General features: G+C 41.2%; 18 protein-coding genes. 12 read left to right on the top strand and 6 right to left on the bottom strand.

Translation table 11 applies throughout. The features are described from left to right. Together RR876_RS16255 and RR876_RS16250 are read right to left on the bottom strand one after the other, a co-directional pair. On the bottom strand, positions 1-279 hold the full coding sequence (locus RR876_RS16255; protein ID WP_332477781.1) for a hypothetical protein: 279 nt from the start codon (positions 277-279) through the stop codon (positions 1-3). A gap of 75 nt (positions 280-354) precedes the next feature. After that, positions 355-2,514: a TonB-dependent siderophore receptor gene (locus RR876_RS16250; RefSeq protein ID WP_332477782.1), complete on the bottom strand. Its 2,160-nt coding sequence runs from the start codon at positions 2,512-2,514 to the stop codon at positions 355-357. Between the two features lie 245 nt (positions 2,515-2,759). On the opposite strand from RR876_RS16250, the gene lpxB reads away from it, so the two are divergent. Then, complete coding sequence (gene lpxB / locus RR876_RS16245) at positions 2,760-3,932, top strand: lipid-A-disaccharide synthase (protein WP_332477783.1); 1,173 nt, start codon at positions 2,760-2,762, stop codon at positions 3,930-3,932. Positions 3,933-4,001: 69 nt separating this feature from the next. Here the strand turns inward: lpxB and RR876_RS16240 are convergent, their stop codons facing one another. Further along, complete coding sequence (locus RR876_RS16240; protein ID WP_332477784.1) at positions 4,002-6,206, bottom strand: OsmC domain/YcaO domain-containing protein; 2,205 nt, start codon at positions 6,204-6,206, stop codon at positions 4,002-4,004. 282 nt (positions 6,207-6,488) lie between these two features. Then, entirely contained in the window at positions 6,489-7,421 is a 933-nt protein-coding gene (locus tag RR876_RS16235; protein ID WP_332477785.1) for an AraC family transcriptional regulator, read from the bottom strand. A 169-nt stretch (positions 7,422-7,590) separates the two neighbouring features. On the opposite strand from RR876_RS16235, the gene RR876_RS16230 reads away from it, so the two are divergent. From RR876_RS16230 to RR876_RS16185, 10 genes are all read left to right on the top strand, one after another. Beyond that, on the top strand, positions 7,591-8,787 hold the full coding sequence (locus RR876_RS16230; RefSeq protein WP_332477786.1) for an alkane 1-monooxygenase: 1,197 nt from the start codon (positions 7,591-7,593) through the stop codon (positions 8,785-8,787). Positions 8,788-8,954: 167 nt separating this feature from the next. Then, positions 8,955-9,422, top strand: a complete 468-nt coding sequence (ybaK, locus tag RR876_RS16225; RefSeq protein WP_004693333.1) for a Cys-tRNA(Pro) deacylase — start codon at positions 8,955-8,957, stop codon at positions 9,420-9,422. A gap of 417 nt (positions 9,423-9,839) precedes the next feature. Further along, a complete protein-coding gene (locus tag RR876_RS16220) occupies positions 9,840-11,624 on the top strand; it encodes an IucA/IucC family protein (protein WP_332477787.1) in 1,785 nt (594 codons plus the stop codon). Further along, positions 11,617-13,068: a SidA/IucD/PvdA family monooxygenase gene (locus tag RR876_RS16215; RefSeq protein ID WP_332477788.1), complete on the top strand. Its 1,452-nt coding sequence runs from the start codon at positions 11,617-11,619 to the stop codon at positions 13,066-13,068. The genes RR876_RS16220 and RR876_RS16215 overlap by 8 nt, the downstream gene beginning before the upstream one ends. After that, entirely contained in the window at positions 13,065-14,900 is a 1,836-nt protein-coding gene (locus RR876_RS16210; RefSeq protein WP_332477789.1) for an IucA/IucC family protein, read from the top strand. The genes RR876_RS16215 and RR876_RS16210 overlap by 4 nt, the downstream gene beginning before the upstream one ends. 28 nt (positions 14,901-14,928) lie before the next feature. Then, positions 14,929-15,573, top strand: coding sequence for a GNAT family N-acetyltransferase (locus RR876_RS16205; RefSeq protein WP_332477790.1), 645 nt, complete (start codon positions 14,929-14,931; stop codon positions 15,571-15,573). Next, positions 15,570-15,950 (top strand): hypothetical protein, encoded by a 381-nt coding sequence (locus RR876_RS16200; protein ID WP_004979960.1) that lies wholly within the window; start codon positions 15,570-15,572, stop codon positions 15,948-15,950. Before RR876_RS16205 ends, RR876_RS16200 begins: the two co-directional genes overlap by 4 nt. Then, the gene (locus RR876_RS16195) at positions 15,938-17,197 is read left to right on the top strand and encodes an MFS transporter (RefSeq protein WP_332477791.1); all 1,260 of its coding nucleotides are present in this window, start codon (positions 15,938-15,940) and stop codon (positions 17,195-17,197) included. The genes RR876_RS16200 and RR876_RS16195 overlap by 13 nt, the downstream gene beginning before the upstream one ends. A gap of 15 nt (positions 17,198-17,212) precedes the next feature. After that, the gene (locus tag RR876_RS16190) at positions 17,213-19,477 is read left to right on the top strand and encodes a TonB-dependent receptor (protein ID WP_332477792.1); all 2,265 of its coding nucleotides are present in this window, start codon (positions 17,213-17,215) and stop codon (positions 19,475-19,477) included. A 75-nt stretch (positions 19,478-19,552) separates the two neighbouring features. Beyond that, on the top strand, positions 19,553-20,779 hold the full coding sequence (locus RR876_RS16185; protein ID WP_332477793.1) for an MFS transporter: 1,227 nt from the start codon (positions 19,553-19,555) through the stop codon (positions 20,777-20,779). Positions 20,780-20,798: 19 nt separating this feature from the next. Here the strand turns inward: RR876_RS16185 and RR876_RS16180 are convergent, their stop codons facing one another. Next, a complete protein-coding gene (locus RR876_RS16180; RefSeq protein ID WP_332477794.1) occupies positions 20,799-21,500 on the bottom strand; it encodes an LrgB family protein in 702 nt (233 codons plus the stop codon). 9 nt (positions 21,501-21,509) lie between these two features. Beyond that, on the bottom strand, positions 21,510-21,926 hold the full coding sequence (locus RR876_RS16175) for a CidA/LrgA family protein (RefSeq protein ID WP_332477795.1): 417 nt from the start codon (positions 21,924-21,926) through the stop codon (positions 21,510-21,512). Between the two features lie 100 nt (positions 21,927-22,026). On the opposite strand from RR876_RS16175, the gene RR876_RS16170 reads away from it, so the two are divergent. Continuing rightward, a complete protein-coding gene (locus RR876_RS16170) occupies positions 22,027-22,926 on the top strand; it encodes a LysR family transcriptional regulator (RefSeq protein ID WP_332477796.1) in 900 nt (299 codons plus the stop codon). Positions 22,927-23,043: the final 117 nt, after the last annotated feature.

Below are 23,043 nucleotides of genomic sequence, written 5' to 3'. Positions count from 1 at the left end.
TTAACCTACGAACTTCAGCAATAGAAAAAAACAAAGGGAAAGCGAAATGGTTGAAGCGCTTAACTTTTTAAGGGATTGAACACAAAAGCTCAAAATGACAAAAGTGGTAAAGAAAATAAGAGATAGAAAAGCCGCCAAATAAATGGATTCTGCTTTAGCGAAGTGAAGGTGAAAACTAAGGGTAAGCAGTTCCGATAACATAGATGTACATAAATAGCCTAAGCCAAATGCGATCAAAAACCGATACAGGACGGATAGGGGATATTGAAATTTATGCATGACGAACCATTTAACCCAGAAAAAATCGCCTCAGTTTCTGTGCTGTTAAATAACAGAAAACAAGGCGCTATTGAATCAATATTTGAATTTTACAGCAACACTATAGTTGGCAGGTGCACCATAAAAACCTTGTGCATCTGGGAAATTAAATAAATATTTTTCATCACTGATGTTATTGCCATTGGCTTGTAAGGTGATATTTTTATTGACTTCATAGCTTGCCATCACATTGACTAAAGCATAAGCATCTTGCTGAATACTGCCTGATTTTTGAGTCACAACGCCGCTAGCATTCGTCGTTTCAGGAACATCTAAGTAAGTTTTATCTTGCCACTGGATGCCTAAACCTAATTTTAATTTAGGGATTTGTGGGATTTGATAAGTTGTCAATAAATTAAAAGATTGGGTAGGGTTAAAGGTACGAGCGTCACCACCATTAATTAAATCTTTCAAACTTAATTGGGTATAACCAAAACTGAGATTTAAATGATCTGTGAGCTGTCCTGCAAGACCAAATTCATAACCTTGTGAACGTAAGTCACTGACTTGAGTTTTACGTGTTGTTGGTAAGCCATCTGAATTTCGTAAAGGATAGTTACTTTCTTCAGTACGGAAAATAGCCATTGTTGCAGTCAATTTATCATCTAACCACGAACTTTTTACACCAACCTCATAGCTTTCACCTTCGATCGGTTTATTAATACCACCATCTACAGCTTTAGTCGTTTGTGGGCGGAAAATTGAGCTATAACTCATGTAACCTGTATATTCAGGAGTGAAATTATAAGTGATGCCTGCATAAGGCAAAACTTTATCTTCATCATAAATAGTGTCTGCGCCATAACTTGTGCCTTTGCTTTCAGCTTGCACATAGTTTGCACCTAAAAGCAGTCTTAAATCATTGTTTAGATGCAGACGCGTCGCCGCATAATAGCTTTGATTTTTTTGCTTCATATGCATTTCACCACTGGTTTGTGATAAATCCCAAGTCGGTTCAGCAGGTGTCCAGCTGGCTAAATCTGTTGTGTTGTGATTGGTGTAACTACCGCCATAACCCAGTTCATTACTGTCATTCTCAGACCATGAGTACCCGAAAACAGCTTCATGACGTTGTCCCAATAATGGATAGGTTCCTGAAAAATTAAGATTGGCTTGACGAGCTTTATTATCATCCTCATATATACCAGGCCATAGGTATACGCCTGAAGTTCCATCGGCACTTGGGTTGCCCGATAAAAACAGGAGTTTTGAATTCCGTGTTGTATGCTTTTCATCATAAGACAGTTTTGCAACCCAATCACCACCAAGTTTTTGTTGTAACTCGGCAAAATAATTTTTGATATTGGTATCCCAATAGGTCCAATCAGGGCTGTAGTTATAGTCTCTTGAATAATCTAACTTCTCACCTTCAGTATTAATCAGTGGGTTTGCGCCCCAGTTATTACCATTCGATTTATTGTTGGTTTCGGTATAACCCGCAGTGAATAAAGTTGAGTCAGTGAGATCTGCTTCAATGATTGCACCAAATCCATTTTTCTCAAGTTCATAGTTATCTAAATAACTATCACCCGTTTGCTCATAACCAAATACACGGCCACGCATTTTACCATCTTGGGTTAGCGCAGATGACACATCAGCCTCATAACGTTGGGTATTCCAAGAGCCATAACTGGCATTAAATGAAGCTTGTAAGTCTTGAGTCGGGCGTTTACGGATCATGTTAATGGTTGCACTTGGGTCACCTACGCCATTATTTAAAGCATCTGCACCTTTTACCACTTCAATTCGATCAAACAAGAAACTGTCTGGGTTGTCGTTATTATAGTTATAACTTTCTAGAGGAAAACCAACACCGTCTACAAGCACATTTGAAATTTCAAAACCACGTGCAAGATAAGTTGTACGATCTGTTTCCTGATTACTCACAATGACGCCAGGAACATTACGCAAAACCTCACGTGTACTATTTAGTGCGAAGTCATCAAGTTGTTGACGTGTCACGACATTGACTGTTTGAGCTGTTTCTTTGAGTGGGATATTTAGTTTAGTCGCACTAGTGGATTGTTGAACAATATAGGATTTAGACTGTTCAGAGCTTTGTGTTGCTTGATCATCACTTGCTTGTACGGTAATGGTTGCTAAGTTTTGCGTGTCTTGTGCAAAACTATACTGAGCGCTAAGAATAGCTAAACTAATGATAGAGAGCTTAAAGCCGCGAGAGGAGATGTTGAGCATTAATAAATACTAATGAGAATAATTATTAATAAGTTTATTGTTTGTTTATGTGCTTTACAAGTTATTTACAATTGAAAAAATAAATCAAAAATTATCTTTGATTGAGGCGATATGAAGTGGTTAAGAGTTCATGAAGGCCATTGATGTAAGTTGACGGCACTTTATCATTGTTGCTTAAACATACCCACGCCAAACTAAAAGACGCTATGTTATGATGCATGGGTTGAAAAATAAGGAATAATGCTTTGCAAAATCGGAAACTTAAAATTGGAATCGTAGTGGGTGAAGTATCAGGTGATACTTTAGGTGCTAAACTTATTCGCAGTTTTCGTGAGCAAGGAATTGATGCAGAATTTGAGGGTATTGGTGGCCCGCAAATGATTGCAGAGGGTTTCAAGAGCTTTTATCCGATGGATATTTTGTCTGTCATGGGGCTGGTTGAGGTTCTTAAAGACATTAAAAAGCTTTTTGCTGTACGTGATGGACTGGTAGAGAAGTGGACAGCCCATCCTGTCGATGTATTTATTGGCATCGATGCGCCAGATTTTAATTTGCGCCTTTCAAAAAGTTTAAAACAAAAACAACTGCCAATAAAAACCGTGCAGTATGTTAGTCCTTCCGTTTGGGCATGGCGTCAGGGACGGGTTCATGGCATCAAAGCCTCAATTGATTTGGTATTGTGTTTATTTCCGTTTGAAAAAGCATTTTATAAAAAATGGGATGTTCCTGCTGCGTTTGTAGGACACCCCTTGGCGAGCCAATTGCCTTTGGAAAACCCAATTTTACAAGCCAAAGAAGAACTGGGTTTAGATCTGACCCAAAAGCATATTGCCTTATTGCCGGGAAGTCGACGTGGTGAAATTGAAAAGCTCGGTCCACTGGTTTTAGGTGCTGCAAAATTGCTCTACGCCAAATATCCAAACTATCGCTTTGTGATACCAGCAATCAATGATGCACGTAAGCAACAAATCGAAGCTTTGCTTAACCAGTATCCAAAAGCACTGGTCGATCAAATTGATTTACTTGAAAACTCAGGCACTGAGTCGAAGATCGGGCGCCAAGTGATGAACGCCGCTAATATTGTGGCTTTGGCTTCAGGTACAGCGACTTTAGAAGCTATGCTGTTACACCGACCAATGGTGACCTTCTATAAGTTGAACTGGCTCACCTATCATGTGGTGAAATTCTTGATCAAGATTCAATATTATTCATTGCCGAATATTATTGCAGGCAAGAAAGTGATACAAGAATTAATCCAAAAAGATGCAACACCTGAGAAATTGGCGGCTGAAATTGAAAAATTAATGAATATTGAAACAGCACAGATTCAAGCCATGCAGCACATTACCATGCATAAACAGTTACTTGCAGGTAATAGTGAAAACTCTGTTGAGGCGATTTTAAATATTTTAGATTAATTTTCTTTAAGACATCGTAATAGTACAGTGAGAAACAACCCAAACGTATTTGGGTTGTTTCTTTTTACTTTAAGGTTTTAGTCCAACTGCTTTGGCACGTGCAGCATGTAACTTTTTATAACTGTCGATTAAACGTAAGTGACGGTCTAAACCTTCAAGTTTCATACTGGTTTCTGTTAAACCATAGAAACGAATACGACCTTCAACTGTGCCTATTACTGCATCCATACGTTCATCACCGAACATACGGCGGAAGTTGGCTTCAAATTCTTCCAGTTCCATTTCGTCATCCAACATTACTTCGAGCACGACATTCATGCACTGGTAGAACAGACCACGTTCAACGGTATTGGTGTTGTATTGTAAGAATGCTTCAACCAAGTCTTTCGCTTCCTCAAACTGCTCTAATGCAAGATAGATGAGTAGTTTAAGTTCAAGCAGAGTCAATTGACCCCATTCGGTATTGTCATCAAACTCAATCCCGATCAAAGTCTTGATTTCAGTGTAGTCATCCAGTTCACATTCTTCTAAACGTTCAACCAGTGCTTCAAGCTGTTCGTCGTCTAAACGGTGTAAGTTGAGGATGTCTTCACGATAAAGTAGCGCTTTGTTGGTGTTATCCCACACCAAGTCTTCAACCAAGTAGATTTCTGAGTAACCTGGTACCAAGATACGACATGCTGTTGCACCTAAATGTTGGTAAATGGCCATATAGACTTCTTTGCCCATATTTTCCAAAATACCGAACAGTTCATCAGCCTCATCAGCATTTGAGTTTTGGCCTTGATTGGTAAAGTCCCACTCGACAAAGTCATAGTCTGATTTGGCACTAAAGAAGCGCCATGACACCACACCACTTGAGTCAATGAAGTGTTCAACAAAGTTATTGGGTTCAGTGACCGCATTTGAGCTAAATGTTGGGCGAGGTAAGTCGTTCAGACCTTCAAAACTACGGCCTTGCAGTAGCTCAGTTAAGCTACGCTCAAGCGCAACTTCAAAGCTTGGGTGTGCACCGAAAGAGGCGAATACACCACCTGTACGTGGGTTCATTAAAGTCACACACATCACAGGGTATTGACCGCCTAGAGAGGCATCTTTCACCAGTACAGGGAAACCTTGTTCTTCTAAACCTTGGATGCCCGCTAGAATACTTGGGTATTTCGCTAAAACCTCTTGCGGTACATCTGGCAGGGTCAGTTCACCTTCCAAAATTTCACGTTTTACCGCACGCTCAAAAATTTCAGACAAACACTGTACTTGTGCTTCAGCTAAGGTGTTTCCTGCACTCATCCCGTTACTAAGGTACAAGTTTTCAATCAAGTTTGATGGGAAGTAAACCACTTCAGCATCAGACTGGCGAACAAAAGGTAAAGAGCAAATACCGCGCTCAGTTTTTCCTGAGTTGGTGTCGTATAAATGCGTACCTAGCAGCTCTTCTTCAGGGTCATAAATTTCAAGTGTGTATTCATCCAGTACACCTTCAGGCATTTCACCATTTGGACCTGGCATGAACCATTTTTCATCTGGATAATGCACAAACTCGGCATTGGCAATGTCTTCACCCCAGAACTGGTCGTTATAGAAGAAGTTACAGTTCAGACGTTCAATGAACTCACCCAGCGCAGAAGCTAAAGCACTTTCTTTGCTTGACCCTTTACCGTTGGTAAAACACATTGGCGATTGAGCATCACGAATATGTAACGACCACACATTCGGCACAATGTTACGCCAAGAGGCAATCTCAATTTTCATGCCTAGACCAGCCAAAATACCTGACATATTGGCAATGGTTTCTTCTAAAGGCAGGTCTTTACCCGCAATGATGGTGCTGGTTTCAGAAGCAAGGCTTGGAATAAGCAGGGCTTGAGCGTCAGCATCAATACTTTCCACTTCTTCAATAATAAACTCAGGACCTGTTTGAATCACTTTCTTAACCGTACAACGGTCGATAGAGCGCAAAATACCTTGGCGATCTTTTTCTGAAATGTCTGCAGGGAGTTCAACTTGAATTTTGAAAATTTGTTTATAGCGGTTTTCAGGGTCAACAATGTTGTTTTGTGACAAACGAATGTTGTCAGTTGGAATGTCACGTGCCAAACAATACACTTTGACAAAATAAGCTGCGCAAAGCGCAGAAGATGCTAAAAAATAGTCAAATGGACCGGGTGCAGAGCCATCACCTTTGTAGCGAATCGGTTGATCGGCAATGACTGTAAAATCATCGAACTTCGCTTCTTGGCGAAGATTATCGAGATAATTAACCTTGATTTCCATGCTGGCACCTAAATTTTCTTATATGTCAGCATGGACATACAAGAGATAAAATATTGAAAAATAAGCCGAATCACGGATGAAAATTGGACTTAAAAAAGTGTGGCTAGAGCGAAAAAGAACAAACAAGCAGTGGTTTGAAGCCATCTCTAGCAAGGATGCGGGATATTATAGTGTGATTTTCACAAGATGCTAATCTTTGTCTGCAAGTTCAAGGTATTTATCTTGATGGACAAAGATATAAGCTGAGAGAAGATTGCTATTAAACCATTAAGGACGGGCACTTTAAGTTGGGTGTGGATGATTTCTATATTGGCTTGGGCTCATTTGATACTGTCGTTTAAAGCTTTGGCTAAAAGCCGTTTCTGAGTTGTATCCGACTCGATGTGCAATTTGCTGAATTGTACCTTGTCCATTACGCAAGTATTGGGCGGCTAAACGCAGACGGTGTTGTTGCAAATAAGCCAAAGGGCTAGTGCCTAAAATTTGGCTAAACAATGTGGCAAATTTAGAACGTGACATACAACACTGTTCTGCAAGGGACTCAACTGTCCAAGGCTGTGAAGGTTCCGCATGAATTTTTGCAAGTGCATTGGATAGTTCAGGATGAGATAAAGCACTCAGCCAATTGTTCGAGTCTTGCAGCGCATCAATATAATCACGCACACATTCAATTAATAAAATACTCACCAAATGATCCAAAATTTTGTCACGACCCGGGCGTATGCGTTGGACTTCTAGAGCGAGAAACTGCAGTCCAATTTGTAACCATTCAGGTACTGTGCTGAGATCTTTGTGCTGAAGGTGAATAAACGCGGGTAAGGCCTGTACTAAAGGACGTGCCATAATGGGGTCCATATGTGCATGTAAGGCCAAGATCACGGTTTTTTGTTGTGTCGCATCACTGCCAAAAGAGACTTCTTTGTGTTGGTTTTGGGCAAATAAGTCAGAAATATCGAATACTTCTAACAGTTGGTCGGTGGTTGAGGATCGACACTCATGACTTGGCCCCGAAGGGAGTAAGATCAAGTCTCCGACTTCAGCAACAATAATTTGTTTAGCATCTAAACAAATGGTGAATTGTCCTTGAAGTACTGCATACGCCATCATGGTGGATTGCTCGGTATAGCGAAAAGCCCACTCACCGTGCGGTTTAAGGTAGAGGTACTCAGATTGGTTGAGGTGTATATCTTCAAAAATTTTACTTAAAGCATCCATACTTTACAATTTCTAGTCTTTATTTCTTGGGCTTAATATTTGATTTAGGGTCAATTTAAGTCATTTCAGGCCAAGGACGATTACGCTGTTTTCTTGGACGTTAGCAACTGTTCTTTATGTCCCATTTCTAGAAATATAAAGGCATAACAAGAAAATTGGAAGAATGGTAATGAATGCATCAATGAAAATGACGAATGCTAGCGTGGTTGTCGAAAATGCAGCAGGGATCGATAAAAAGCGTTTTGGCTGGCTATTGAGTCCTGGGCTTCCTGTGATTGGCATGGGTATTTTAGCGGGCTATCATTTTGGCCCGAAACCTACCAAGAAAATCTTCGCTTTGGGTGGGCCGCTGTTACTGCATGTCATTATTCCTGCGGTAGATGGTCTGGTCGGTGCAGATGAAAATAACCCTTCGGATGATGAAATTAAGGTCTTGGTGAATGACCCGTACTATGACCGTATTGTGAAATTGTTCATTCCGCTACAAATGGCAGCCAATTTGTTTGCAGGTTATGTGGTGACTCGCCAAAATGTATCGATGCTCGACCAAATATTATTGGGCATTTCCATGGGGGCAATTAATGGAGTAGCGGTAAATACAGCACATGAGCTGTGCCATCGTCCTAAAAAATCAGATCATTATTGGTCACACATGACTTTAGCGCCGTTGGTGTACAACCATTTCCGCATTGAGCACCCTTATGGGCATCATAAGCGTGCTGCAACGCCAGAAGATCCCGCTTCATCGAAAATGGGCGAGACTTTTTATGAGTTTTGGCCGCGTACCGTTTTCGGTGGGTTGAAGTCGGCGGTTGAGATTGAACATAAACGCCTAAAACGAAAAGGTCTGTCTTTCTTCTCCAAAGAAAATGAACTGTTTCATGGATGGGTGATGAGTGCTGGTTTTCATGCAACCATGTTGAAATTGTTTGGCAAAAAAGTGACGCCATATCTGGTGACACAAGCATTTTATGGCGTGAGTCTGTTTGAAATTATTAATTATATTGAGCACTATGGTTTAAAGCGTAGCCAAAAAGAAGATGGTAGCTATGCGCGAACCATGCCAGAACACAGCTGGAATAATAACAACATTGTGACTAATTTATTCTTATACCAGCTACAACGCCATTCAGATCATCATGCCTATCCAACCCGTCCATTTCAGGCCTTAAGACATTTTGATGAAGCCCCAGAGCTACCGAGTGGTTATGCCACTATGTTGATTCCAGCGTTAATTCCAAAGCTATGGTTTAAAATGATGGATCAACGAGTGTTTGATCACTACGAAGGTGATTTGACCAAAGCCAATATCTTGCCAAAGCGCCGTGCTCAAATCTTTAAGAAATTTGGATTAAGTGCTGGCTAAACTGCGATATTTTAGCGATAACAAGTTGCATACATAGTTGACATCGAACTTACAGCCATTGATTTGTTGAGTGCCTGTAAGTTCGATGCTCATGGAAAGCGTACAGCTAAACTTTCTTGTTTAATAGGCATATAATGCCGAGTATGTAGTGAAAATATTGAACAGAAATGACACCTGCAACCAAACTTTTAAAAGCCAATAAAATCGATTTTTCTATTCATGAATATGAGCATGATGCCAATGCAAAAAGCTTTGGGCTTGAAGCCGCAGAAAAATTAAATCTACGTGTCGAAGAGGTGTTTAAAACACTGTTAGTGACCGACGAAAAAAACTATTTTGTTGCGATTCTTCCTGTACATCATCAGTTAAATTTGAAAAAAGTTGCACAGGCAGTGGGGGCAAAAAAACTAAAAATGTCCGACCCTAAAGATGCAGAACGACTGACAGGTTATTTGGTTGGCGGGATTAGTCCTGTTGGACAGAAAAAAAGGTTAAAAACCGTGATCGACCAAAGCGCAGTACAGTTGGAAAAACTCTATGTCAGTGGGGGGAAGCGCGGCTTAGATATCGGTTTAAAACCACAGGATTTAGCAAAAGTACTTTCAGCCACTTTTGCAGATGTACTGGATCAATAAAGAGTAGTGACGTCTTCGCTGCTTTATCTATATTAATTTAGTCTTGAGTTCTTTTGAGTATTAATTTGAGCACAAATGAAAGCCCATTCAAGTGACTGAATGGGCTTTTCCTTAATGAAATATAGGGAAATTTTATAGTTCGAATCAATTATAAATTCATAAACTATCATTTAAAGCTATGGTGTAATTTCGTATAGGCTTTATTAGAAAAACTGATTAAATTTTTAAAAGTATTAAAAAACAATAATATATGTTGGTGTAGTGCGTATATTTTCAAAAGTAAACAAAATTGCAAAGATAAATGATAATAATTACCATTAACATGCTTTTTGCAGCGTTGGCCAACGTAAACACCTTTAAGAAACATAATTACATGAAATGAGCTTGGAATAAGCTTTAAAAAGAGGAAATGGTCAGATGAAAGAGCTAGCCAATCGCTTGGCGATGCAGCATCTTGTCAATGCATACTCACAAGAAACAGGCAAGGCGAGCTTGTTTGAGAAGTATCAACAAAATTCAACTCAACTCGCGTTTAGCCAAGGTTTGACGCTGTTATCTTTGTCGCTTAGTTTAATCCAAGCACAGCTTTTTGTTCCGTTAAGCTATGTCAGTCGTGTTGGGCGACATCGTATTGCAGCTTTACCGCAAATTTTTCAAAAAGGCCAAAAGCTTAACTTTAGCGCAGCAGCCATGGTCAGTCTGTTACTAGAAGAGTTAGTGCAACAATCCGAAGGCCATGTCGATGCAGCATCCTTGGTTGAACGTTGGATTCAAAGTCGTGATGCATTACAACAGTTTTTAAATATTCGGGCAGTGGATTTTGATGTGCTCGTACAGGCTGAGCAAAGTTTCATAGAGTCTGAACAGGCTTTGATTTTAGGTCATAGCATGCATCCTGCACCGAAAAGCCGAACAGGTTTTGTCCATGAGGACTGGCAAAAATATTCACCTGAAGCTTGTGGTCAGACCCAGCTGCATTATTGGCTGGTGGCACCTGAATATATTGCAGAAGGAACAGCACTTGAGCAGGCTTTTTCAGCACAACTCAAACAAGAAATCAAATGGCATTTGTCTGAATCGGAACTTGAGACCTTAGCTGCATATGCACATTACAAACTGCTACCACTGCATCCATGGCAAGCCCGCTATTTACAAAGCAAAGTGTGGTTTAGAAGTTTAAGAGCTAAACTGAAAATCATCGATTTGGGTGAAAAAGCATGGATATTTTCTCCAACCACTTCTGTACGTACTTTGGCGAGCTTTAACGCGCCGTGGATGTTAAAACCATCGCTTTCAGTGATGATTACCAACTCTATCCGCGTCAATTTAGCAAAAGAATGTCACCGCGGCGAAATGACCCATCGGCTTTGGCACAGTGAGTTAGGGCAAAGTATTTTAAAACAATCTCCAAGCCTAAAAGCGGTGAATGATCCGGCGTGGATTGCACTTCAGGTCAATGATGAAATCATCAATGAAACGATTTGTATTGTACGTGATCAGCCTTTTACTCCCGAACAGCAAGTCACGTGTATCGCTTCATTGTGTCAGGATCATCCGGTAGAAGAACGCAATCGTTTTAATGCATTATTTGATCAGATTGCTTTTCAACAAAATTTAGATGATAAAGCACAAATCGCACATGATTGGTTTAAGACCTTTTTAAACATCAGTTTGAGCCCACTCATGTACGTCTACCATCGTTATGGTATGGCCTTTGAGTCGCATCAGCAAAATGTCTTGGTCGAGTTAAAAGATGGCTGGCCACGGCTGCTATGGCTACGAGACAATCAAGGCTTTTATTACATCGAAGAATTTGCAGGTGAAATTTTACAACAATTTCCAGAACTGAACGATAAAGCCCATGCGGTAGGTTCAAAGGCTTTTGTCGATGAGCGTTTTAGTTATTATTTCTTTGGTAACACCTTGTTTGGCATCATCAATGCCATCGGTGCAACAGGCTATGTAAGTGAGCAAGATTTACTGTCTGTTTTACAGCAACATCTCTTTGACCTATTGAAGCAATACCCAGACAGTAGTTTGATTCAAAGTCTGTTGTATCAACCAACGCTGCCTTATAAGGGCAACTTACTGACCCGTTTATATGAACTAGATGAATTGATTGCACCCGTTGAGAATCAGTCAGTCTATATTCAGTTAGCCAATCCGCTCTATATCAAACAAGAGGATGCCCTCTATGCTTGATTTTATTGCGATTGGCCTTGGGCCATTTAACTTAAGCCTAGCCAGTTTGTTGCATGAAAAGACTGAATTGAACTATCTGTTTTTTGAAAAAAAAGCGCAGTTTGACTGGCATGCAGGTATGCAACTTCCCAATACGGTCTTGCAAGTCCCATTCATGGCGGATTTGGTGTCGATGGTTGATCCGACCAGTCCGTTGAGTTTTTTGAATTACCTAAAATCACAGCAGCGCTTATATAAGTTCTACTTCCTTGAGCAGCCTCATATTCCGCGCCGTGAATACAACCATTATTGCCAATGGGTGGCAGATCAACTGGGCCATATACAGTACCAATCAACGGTAAAGGCAATTTATGCCAAAAGCGAAGGTTTTGAGGTGGTGGTTGAGCAAGGCGGCCGTTTTATTCGTTACTTGTGCCGAAACTTGGTGATTGGTTCGGGAAACCAGCCTTATTTGCCTGAATGTCTGCGTAAGTTACAACAACAAGCCCCTGAAAAATGTATCCATTCAGCAGAGTACTTAACCCATAAAAAAAGCAAGCTCAAAGGCAATGTCATAGTTTTAGGCTCAGGACAGTCTTCTGCTGAAGTCTTTTTAGATTTGTTTGATCAGCAGTATCAACATGACTGTGTACCAACGGCTGACTTTAAGCTGCATTGGCTGACGCGTTCCAATGGCTTTTTCCCGATGGAATATACACCATTGGGCTTGGAACATTTTAGTCCGAACTATACCCAACATTTTTATAGACTTTCAGAAACACAAAAAGCAGCACAGTTAAAAGATCAAGCCTTGTTGTACAAAGGCATTAGTGCCAAAACCATACGTGAGATTTACCAAAAACTTTACCACCGTAGTATTGCCTCTGCTGCACAAGCAACACATTTGCATGCACAAATTCAGTTGCTTGATGCTGAGTTAGTGGAAAGTCAGCACATTCGCTTGAGCCTTGAACATACGGTAACCAAGCAACGTTTTTATATGGATGTTGATTTTGTGGTGGCGTCTACAGGTTATTACAGCCCTGAGTTTTCCTTTTTTAAATACTTAAAGCCCTTGATTGCAACAGATCAAGCGGGGCGGTGGAAGGTGAGCCAAGACTATCGTTTGCAGCATACAGCAATGGGTGAAATTTATGTGCAAAACCAAGAAATGCATAGTCATGGCGTAGGTACACCAGATTTAGGCCTAGGCGCATTTCGTGCTGCAACTATTGCCAATCAACTACTGGGTTATCAGTTGTATGAGCTGGACAGCAATGAACAGACGTTTCAGCATTTCAGCGCTGAGCAGAACCCTGAAATGTATATGCAGCATGACATATCTATTGCACGAACAGCTGCTTTAGTACCATCGATTCCTAAATCAAAAAATATTGAGCAGCACAAAATACAAACAGGGTCACATCCCTCTATGCAGCCTTATACATTCGAGAAAATCATATGAGCTTTGCACAACTTCAAGTGAATCAGAAACAGTGGCGTTTGGCAGGACAGCGCTTAATTGAAATGGCGATTGCTGAATTTTTATATGAAGAAATTATTCAAGTAACTCATTTAAAGGACAATCGTTACCAGCTGACGTTGGATGATCAAACCTATACCTTTAAAGCACAAAACTATTTATTGGGACATTGGCAGATTGAGGAGGGTTCAGTACGCGAATTGAGCACGGCTGAAGATCTGCCTGCATGGAACTTACATACTTTTATTCGTGCGTTTTCAAATCAAACCGAAGTTAAGCCCTTTACCAAGGCATATTTGATCAAAGAAATGAACAATACATGGTTAGCCGAGGCGCATTTATTTGATGAAAGTCGTTTAAGCAGTGAAGCAGTATTGACCGCATCGCATCATGAAATTGAAGGCATGCTCCGTGGTCATCCGTGGTTGATTATGAGCAAAGGTCGTATGGGTTTTGGTTATGACGATTACTTAAGTGCAGCTCCTGAACTTTCGCCAACGGTAAAAGTGCTGTGGCTCGCGGTGCATCGTGATTTGGCAGAGTTCCGTTCTACCGAGGAGTGGCAAGCAGGGAGACTTTATCAATGTGAGTTGGATGCAGAAGAGTTAGAGAACTTTGAGCAACAGTTAGATGCGCTCGGACGTTCAAGCCTTGATTACTTACTCATTCCAGTACATGCATGGCAGTGGCATCAATGGTTAGTACCAACCTATGCCAATGAAATCGTGGATCAGCGCATTATTGAATTAGGCGTTGGGCAAGATGATTATGTACCTATGCAGTCGATTCGTACGCTTTGCAACATCAGTCAGCCTGAGCGTCATTATGTCAAATTACCTGTCAGTATCTTCAATACTGCGGTGTATCGTGGGTTGCCGTCTAAACGAAACTTAGCAGCTCCAGCCATCACAGCTTGGTTAAAGCAGATTCAATCTCAAGATTCAGACTTGAAACAGTCAGGCGTTGAATTCTTAGGTGAAGTTGCAACTTTGACTATTCATCAGCCTTGTTTTGATCAGATTGATGGTGCGCCGTATCAGTTTAAAGAACTGTTTGGGTGTTTGTGGCGTGAAAGTGTAGACCCAGTGATTGGAACAGGTGAACAGGCACTTTCTCAAGCGGCTTTATTACATCGAGACATCAACGGACAGTCGATATTAGCCGTGTTGATTCAGGCGTCGGGTTTGAGTCCATTACAGTGGTTAAAACGCTTTGCCGAGGTATCGGTCACTCCACTCTTAATCTGCTTGTACAAATATGGCTTGGCTTTTTCTCCACATGGGGAAAATACCATGCTCATTCATGCCAATGGCGTACCGCAAAAAATGGTGCTGAAAGACTTTATTGATGATATCAATTTGGTTGATGAAGACTTCCCAGAATTAGCAAGTTTACCTATCGAAGGACAAATTTTACTGCGTCATCCTGCGCATGAACTCAGCCATTTTATTTTCACGGGACTGTTTATGGTGCATTACCGCTATATCTGTAATGTATTCCTACAAGACTACCCTGAGCATAGCGAAGTTGAATTTTGGCAAACCATTTCATCGGTCATTGATGCTTTTCATCAGGCGCATCCAGAGTTGGCAGAACGCATTGAAAAATTTGCCATGTTTAGAGCCGAATTTGAAAAAATTTGTTTAAACCGAGTGCGTCTATTTACCACCAGTTATAACGATGAAGCAGAACGTCCTGTCCCTGTATTTTTAGATCCAATTGCCAATCCTGTCAGCCCTGAAACCTTAAAACGATGGTCAGCGCAGGTATCTAAGTCAACTGGCGATACAACCACAAAGCGTATTGCATCATAAAAAACCAAAAAATTTAGCAGGCTTCCATATGAAAACACTTTCACAGCAACTTCCCGATTTTTACGAATACTATGAGAATGAGACGCAATTTTACTTGCGCCAAGTACAGTATCCGCAGGACTTAGCACTGTTACATAAATGGATGCATGAGCCTCATGTTATTCCACAGTGGCAGCTGAATAAGTCTGAAATTGATCTCGCGGTGTATTTTGAAAAAATGCTGGCCGATGACCATCACCGTTTGTTGATCGTTGGGGTGGATGGGCAGGATGTGGGCTATACCGAAATCTATGAAGGCAAGCGTGACCGTCTAGGACGTTATTACGATGGTGATGATTTAGACCTCGGTTGGCATTTATTGTTTGGTGAAAAGTCGGCTTTCGGTAAAGGCTACTTGCGTCCAGTGATGCGGCTATTAGGTTTTTATATTTTTGAAAATGCACCTTCCGACAAAATTGTCGGGGAGCCTGATCATACGGTTAAACCCTATGCCGCAGTGGTCGAAGAAATGTGCTATGAGGCGCAGCGCTTGATCCCGATGCCTGAAAAAACGGCCATGTTGTATTACTGCTTTAAACAAAAATTCTATGAAAAATTTGGAGGGTATTTAACTGATTCAAATGCATTTATGCAAAACGATAACCCACTCAATAGTACTGAGGAACTTACATGAGCTATAGCTCAGAACATATACAAATCATGGACATGCGCTTTTCAGCGCATGTCACTGTTGCCGAATTTGAACAATGGCTCAGTCAAGTTGAACGTTTTTTCTTAAAGAAACAGCACTTTGTTTTGGTCATGCAAACCGATATCGGTACGGAATTTCCTGAGGAATACCGTCAACTGCAAGCGGTTTGGTACAAAAAGTATAAACAACTTTTCTTTCAATACTGCTTGGGTCTGGTTCGAATTGCACAAGACCCAACCGATCAACAACGACTGAATACACCTTCACTGCATGCTGCATGGCGGGTGCCTTACTACGTCACACTTGATCATTCTGATGCACTGCAATGGGCAGTGCAGAGGTGGATATGCAAAACCTAAATACACAAAGAGCAACAAGCCAAATCTCAGCTTTGAGCTTAGCCGTTGTCATTGTTTTATATCTGGCACATGCCTTGCCTTTGTATTTTTACAATGTGGCATTGCCCGCTATTTTGCGACATCAGGGGGTAGATTTACGTTGGATTGGAATGCTGTCGCTGCTTTATATTCCATGGGCATTTAAGTTTTTATGGGCACCACTCATCGACCGGCTTTATATCAAGAAGTTAGGTAAACGAAAAACATGGCTGCTCTTTACACAAGTAGCCCTAGTACTTGGGGTATTGGCCTTGGCCTTTACCCAGTTCTCTTATGGACTGGTGGTGTTTGTTGTGATTGGCTTGTGGATTTCAAGCTTTGCGGCGACCCAAGACATTGCCATAGATGGTTATACCGTAGAAACCTTTTCAGCGTCTGAGTACCGCTTGGGCAGTATGGCTCAGAGTATAGGGGTAGCTTTGGGGAGTATGTTGGGGGGCGCAGCTACACTGTGGCTATACCAGTACTATGGCTGGGAAAGCGCATTGGTGTGTTTAGCACTCATGACTGCTTTAACGATGTTTGCTGTTTTTTATATTCAAGAAAATGCAAACGAACATGAAAATATTGTCAAACAAGCACCAAGCTTAGCCCGTGCTTTCAAACGTCCTGAAATTTTATCTGCTTTGGCACTGATCCTATGTTATCGCGTGGTGGAAGCACCAGCAATGGCGATGCTGAATCCAATGCTGATTGACCAGAAATGGACGCTTGCCCAAATTGGGGTGCTGATGTCTGTGATTGGCGCAGGTGTGGGTTTGCTCGCTGCTGTGAGTGCCGCATTTTTATTGAAAAAAATTCAGGCTACACAGTTGCTCATTTGGGCGGGGTGGTGTCGAACAGCGTTGTATGGGCTGATTGGTGCAGCCATTATTTTGGGTTGGTTAAACCAGTGGCATCTGCTCTTAGGGGGATTTGTCATTGTCATGCTTGCGATTCGTTATGTCGCGATGACTTCACTGTATGCCTATTTCATGCAAAGCAGTTCCAAAGAACAGGCCGGCACTGACTTCACCATTTTGGTGTGTTTTGAACTGTTGGTTTATTTTATCGGGGGAGCCGCATCGGGCTTTTTAGCCAAATCACTTGGCTATGGCAATTTTTATGTAGTGTTGGCGGTTGCGTCTGTAGTCAGTGTACTACTGAGCCAATACATCATTTCACGTCATCAAAAAACTCAACAAAAACTGTTGAATCAAGAAGTTTAATAAAAGGAAAAAGAAATGAACCGTTTTATGTTACCTATGCAGTTGACTTGTTTAACACTGGCTGTATGTACACAGTTATATGCTCAAGATGACGTTCTAACAAATTCAGTAAGTCAGACGAGCAGTGTTGAGGCCCAACAAAAAGAAACCACACAACTTGCACCGATTGTGGTGACAGCAACCCGCTCTGCAAAGAGTATTGCAGACATTGCAGGCACCGTTTATAGCATCGATCAAGCTGAAATTGAAAAACAGGCCAATGCTGGCAAGAGCATTGCCGATATTTTGGGAACACTGGTTCCATCCCTTACACCGAGTAGCGGAACAACCTCAAACTATGGCATGACCATGCGTGGTCGTGTGGTGCAGTACATGATTGATGGTGTGCCACAAACAGGTTATCGCGATGGTTCGCGCCAATTAAATAGCATTCAACCGTCTATGATTGAACGTATTGAGGTGGTTTCAGGTGCGACCAGTATTTATGGCTCTGGAGCAACAGGCGGGATTATTAATATTATTACTAAACGTGGTGGTCAGGACCCAATTAGCTTTGAAACTAAAGTTGGGGTGACGGCGGGTAATAATGTTAAATCAGATGCTATGGCTTATGAAGCATCACAAAGTGTCTTATTTAATCAAGGTGCATTGCAAGGAGCTTTCGGTGCAAGTTATACCACACGTGGTGAAATTCAGGATAGCCATGGCAACCGCATAGGACCTGAGGTTGCGCAGACTGACCGCCAAGATACGGACACATTGGACCTCAATGGTCGTTTGACGTGGAATATTTCAGATGAACAAAGTTTAAGTTTTGGTGCACAATATTTTAATGATGAACAAGACAGTGAGTATGGACCTGACTATGGTCCAAATTTAGCTTATGTAAAACGAGACCCGACCTATACAGCCAGCCTTGCTGCAGTCAAAGGCATGCAACTTGAGACTCAACCTCAAACTGAACGTTATGCGTTTAATACACAATATGAAAATCAAAATGTATTGGGTCATACCTTAAATGCCGAAGCGTATTATCGTAATGAACAGGCACGTTGGTTCCCTTCAGCTCAAGCCATGGGTGGCGGTTTATACCTCGTTTATCAATCGGAAACAGATATTGATGTGTACGGTGCGCGTGTTGCTTTGCAGAAACAGTTTGTTTTAAATGGTCGTAATTTGGGACTTAGCTACGGCATTGATTATGAAAATGAACAAGATGAACAAAATATTCAAATGTATGATAGTGCTGCATTTGTTGCCAGCAACGGGCTAAATTATAAACCTTTTAATTATTATGCTTTTGGACCTGATGTAGAAACAGAAAAGTTGGGTACTTTTGTGCAAACGGACTTTGATGTAACGGATCGTTTAGGTTTAAAAGCAGGGGTACGTTATGAGCGTGTAGAAAGCCAAGTAGATGAGTCGACGCCGTATATGGAGGCAATTACAGCGGACTTGCAGCCAGGCTACCAAGCCAAAACTTTAAATGGCGGTAAGGTAAAGCATGATGCAACATTATTTAATCTTGGTGCTGTATATCATTTGAAGGATGCTCAACAAGTTTTCGCAAACTTTTCTCAGGGCTCAAGTCTACCAGACATTCAACGTATGCTTCGTGATGTACCCGCAAGTTTTACTGTAAATAGTCAAACCATTGATCCAATTAAAGTTAATAACTATGAGCTGGGCTGGCGTGTACAAGCTGCAAATGGTTTAAATGCGAGTGTCACCACTTTCTATAATGACTCAGATAAAAGTCTAAAATTTGGACGTCCCAACTACACGATTGAAGTTCTAGATACCGATGAACGCGTTTATGGTGTTGAAGGAAATCTGTCATATCGACTACAGCCAAATTGGATAGTGGGTGGAACCATGGCTTACACCCGCGGACAATTTAAAAATACCGCAGGAAAGTGGCAAGAGCTAGATGCAATCCGTGTTGCACCACTGAAAGGTACAGCATTCTCTGAGTGGCAGTTTAACAACGATATGAGCCTGCGTGTTCAAGCTCTTGCTATTGGTGGTACAGATAAAGCCAAAAAAGATGCTGTAAAGTATGGTTCAACGGTTCCTGCTGAAATCAAAGGTTTCGCAACAATGGACGTCATAGCCAATGCAAAAGCAGGTCCTGGTACTGTGGGCTTTGGTGTGTATAACGTTTGGAATGCGGACTACAAATCAGTCTATAGTCAAGCTGTGGAGTCAGTTTATGGTGCTATTTCAAGCTTACCTGCTCAAGGTCGAACCTATGGTTTGAGCTACACATTAAAATACTAATTGCACAACCAGAGGTAGCTTTCAGCTACCTCTTTGCTTTGTAATCTCGCCTTAAGAAATGGTTTAAATAATAAAATGAATAGCAATAACAAAATCTTTATTGCAGGCAGCCTTGCCAATGGCGCTTGTTTTTCGATGATTTTACCTTTACTTGCACCGTTTATTCGGCAACTGGGGTTGACGGAACTGCAAGGTGGAGCGTTGGTTTCGGCTGGTGCTTTGGTGATGGCCATTTCAGCTATTTATATTTCTAAACAAACTCAAAAATTCAGCATTTATCAATTGTTAAGTATCGGTTTTATCGGTATGGCAATCACTTGGGGCTTATTTGCGGCGGTACTCAGCTATGGACTGAGTTATGCCATTTCATTTGCTGTTTTGTTTAGCTTACTGATATTGACCCGTGCCAGTACTGGCTTTTTTATGGCGATGCCACAAATTGCGCTGCAAAGTTATGTTATGACGGCTTTTCAAAGTGAGCAGGAACGTAGTCAGAATGTGGCGAAGTTTGGCGCGCTGAACAGCTTAGGTGTGGTGATTGGCCCTTTAGTGACGACATTATTGCTGACATGGAGTATGTTGACACCGTTATGGGGTGCAGTGGCTATTTTAACGGCTATGGCGGCTTGGATTGTACTAGGCTTTCATGGGAAGCAAGCATCACAGACACAAGAACGGGAGGATACCACAGCTAAATTACAAGACTACCCGACAGAAAAGCTGAAATGGTCAAAACTAGGGATTTGGTTATTGCTGGGCTTTAGCTTATATGTCGCTATTGTCACCCTGAATTTAACCGCTGGTTTTTATATCCAAGATCGATTCCATTTTGATACCTACCAAAGTGCAATGTATTTTTCTCAATGTTCATTAATTGTGGGGTTAGCACTGGTTTTGATGCAATTGGCGATTTCAAAATGGTTTAAATGGTCAATTAAACAATTACTTTGGATCGGTCTTGTGACGATGGTTTTAGGTTTATTACTTTCACTGAGTGCCAGTCAGATTTGGACTTTCCAAGCAGCCTATATTTTTTATGGTATCGCCGTGGCCTGTTTAATTCCAGCTTTTACCACAGGGGCAGCCCAAACCGCACCAACCACGCTACAAACTAAAATTGCTAGTTTATGCACAGCTACGCAAGCACTAAGTTTCGTTTTTGCACCGTTGTTAAGTACAGGCTTATATCAGTGGAATCAACATTTACCCTATTATTTTTTATTGGCATTGATGACGGGGCTGATGCTGTACTTTAGCTTTAAACATATACAAGCCAACAAGGATCTCAGTAGCGTGGCATGAGATCCTTTATCGAAGAGGATTAACCAAGAATATAAACGACAGCGTGAATTAAACTTGGGCCAAACAGCACCATGAAAATACCTGCCAAAACCATACTGAGACAGGCTGCGACACCTTCTTCTTTATGACGTCTGAAAGCAGTACTGGTCCCAAAACCATGTGCGGCACTACCCAATGACGCACCTTGAGCAAATTTAGAATCCAATTTTAGAACAAGCAATACGCTGTTAGCCAAGAGTCCACCAACGATACCCGTAATCACGGTGAATAAAATCACCAGCTCGACTGAGCCTCCAACGGCTTGCGTGACTTCCATGGCAAAAGGGGTAGAGATAGAGCGGCTCATCAAGCTATAACTGGTCATAGCATCAAAATGGAACAAACGTGCCAAGTAAAAGGAGCTGACTACGCCAACCAACATACCCACGATAATGCCCAAAGCAATCGAAAAAGCATGCTGTTGAATGACTTTGCGATATTCATAAATCGGGATGGCAAATGCGACCGTTGCAGGGCCTAACATCCAGACTAACCATTTGCTGTAGTACATATAGTTGTCATATTGGATGTTGAAAAACACCAGACATAAAATAATCAGACAGGGAATAAAAACCGCTGGTGAGAGCAATACATACGGGTGTTTCTGATAAAACTTTTTACCCCAAAGATAGGCCAGTACAGTCCCGATAAAACAGATCAAGGCAACGAAGTGAATATGCATGATCGTACCTTAAATGTGACTTTTCAACTGATGTGACTGTTTGGGCTTTTTTTGAAATTTGGCTTCAAGCTTAAAGCCTAAGAAAACACAGTAGGCAGTGCAGGTCATCACGCAAATGGTCCCAAGGACAATAGAGAAAACCAGTTGCCAACCTTGAGTAAGAAAAAGATGTTTGTATTTGATTAAGCCAATAATACAAGGAATAAAAAACAACAACAGTTCAGCTAAAAGTAGATCCGAACCTGACTTAATCCAGTCCAGCTTAAATACACCCGCTAACAGAGAAATAAGTAAAAGCGTTAGACCCACGATCCCACCTGATATCGGTAAAGACAGGGCGATTTGTATCAGCGTTCCGAGATACCAAATCCCAATCAGCAAAGCTACTTGAAGAGTAGAACGATATGGCAATTTGAACGAACGCATTGGAAGACCACGGGGTATAAGTTGTTGGTGTTATTTTAAGTTTGACCTGATCTTGTAATTATGAATAATAAAATAATAATTATGCTTAATTGGAATAATTTTGGATTTTAAAGCCTTAAAAATATTTGTGCAGCTAGTGAAAAGTCACAGTTTTAGTCTTGCTGCGGAGGAACTATCGGTGACTCAACCTACTATTAGTAAATCTTTAAAACAATTAGAAGTTGAGATCGGGTTGCCTTTATTTCATAAAGGGCAGGCAGGACGAAAGCGGGAAGTGAAACTGACCTATATGGGAGAACAGCTGTATCAGCATGCATTGCAGATTTTGCAGCAAGAGCAGCAGATCTTTGAAGCTGCAGATCAAATTCGTGGGCTGAAACAAGGTGTATTGAGATTGGGGTTGCCCCCTTTAGGCTCAGTGCTATTGAGTTCCTTAATCGTTAAGTTTCACAAACTGTATCCCAATATTGAGTTGAATTTTTTAGAAGTCGGCGCGACAGGCATTGAAGAAGCCATTTTGGCCAAAAAAATTGACGTTGGGATTTTATTGGGCGAGTTAAAACCCAGCATTCAAGGCATTCAAATTATCGATTCACCGTTGTGTTTGCTTTCCAACTACGATTCACAGTGGAGAAAGCGCGATTTGGTGCAGTTTGCTGAACTCAAAGAAGAATCGTTTCTACTGTATGCAGACACCTTTACATTGAACCATGTGATATTGGAAGCAGCTATGGCAGCAGGCTTTGAACCCAAAGTACTGTGTAAAAGTAGCCAGTGGGACTTTATTGCCAAAATGGTCGAGTCTGGCGTCGGTATTGCTTTATTACCACAAATTTATTGTGAGCAATTAGATCGTGCAAAATTCAGTGTCAGTCTAGTAGAACAACCAAGCTTGCGCTGGAACTTAAATATGGCATGGAATTCCACCGTAGTCATGAATCCTGCTACTCGTGCATGGCTGTCGATCATTGATGAATATAAAGATCAAATTCATTTTTAGATGGCTCATCTCCAGATAGAATTTGTTAAAAAAATGATCGCTATGGTTACGCTTCGATTACCTAAGATTACCTTGCGTTTACAAAAAAATGCCTAAACACCAATCTATTGATTAATA

Origin of the sequence: Acinetobacter sp., assembly GCF_036666595.1 — a bacterium.
Taxonomy (GTDB): Bacteria; Pseudomonadota; Gammaproteobacteria; order Pseudomonadales; family Moraxellaceae; genus Acinetobacter.
Note: the sequence above shows the minus strand (reverse complement) of the source record. Positions and strands in the feature narration are given on the sequence as shown.

Coding starts and splice junctions, on each gene's coding strand:
- RR876_RS16195 (WP_332477791.1), top strand. CDS start 15,938: ATGCAAAACCTAAATACACAAAGAGCAACAAGCCAAATCTCAGCTTTG.
- RR876_RS16240 (WP_332477784.1), bottom strand. CDS start 6,206: ATGGAAATCAAGGTTAATTATCTCGATAATCTTCGCCAAGAAGCGAAG.
- RR876_RS16185 (WP_332477793.1), top strand. CDS start 19,553: ATGAATAGCAATAACAAAATCTTTATTGCAGGCAGCCTTGCCAATGGC.
- RR876_RS16255 (WP_332477781.1), bottom strand. CDS start 279: ATGCATAAATTTCAATATCCCCTATCCGTCCTGTATCGGTTTTTGATC.
- RR876_RS16210 (WP_332477789.1), top strand. CDS start 13,065: ATGAGCTTTGCACAACTTCAAGTGAATCAGAAACAGTGGCGTTTGGCA.
- RR876_RS16205 (WP_332477790.1), top strand. CDS start 14,929: ATGAAAACACTTTCACAGCAACTTCCCGATTTTTACGAATACTATGAG.
- RR876_RS16215 (WP_332477788.1), top strand. CDS start 11,617: ATGCTTGATTTTATTGCGATTGGCCTTGGGCCATTTAACTTAAGCCTA.
- RR876_RS16180 (WP_332477794.1), bottom strand. CDS start 21,500: ATGCATATTCACTTCGTTGCCTTGATCTGTTTTATCGGGACTGTACTG.
- RR876_RS16235 (WP_332477785.1), bottom strand. CDS start 7,421: ATGGATGCTTTAAGTAAAATTTTTGAAGATATACACCTCAACCAATCT.
- RR876_RS16190 (WP_332477792.1), top strand. CDS start 17,213: ATGAACCGTTTTATGTTACCTATGCAGTTGACTTGTTTAACACTGGCT.
- RR876_RS16250 (WP_332477782.1), bottom strand. CDS start 2,514: ATGCTCAACATCTCCTCTCGCGGCTTTAAGCTCTCTATCATTAGTTTA.
- RR876_RS16230 (WP_332477786.1), top strand. CDS start 7,591: ATGAATGCATCAATGAAAATGACGAATGCTAGCGTGGTTGTCGAAAAT.
- RR876_RS16175 (WP_332477795.1), bottom strand. CDS start 21,926: ATGCGTTCGTTCAAATTGCCATATCGTTCTACTCTTCAAGTAGCTTTG.
- RR876_RS16200 (WP_004979960.1), top strand. CDS start 15,570: ATGAGCTATAGCTCAGAACATATACAAATCATGGACATGCGCTTTTCA.
- ybaK (WP_004693333.1), top strand. CDS start 8,955: ATGACACCTGCAACCAAACTTTTAAAAGCCAATAAAATCGATTTTTCT.
- RR876_RS16220 (WP_332477787.1), top strand. CDS start 9,840: ATGAAAGAGCTAGCCAATCGCTTGGCGATGCAGCATCTTGTCAATGCA.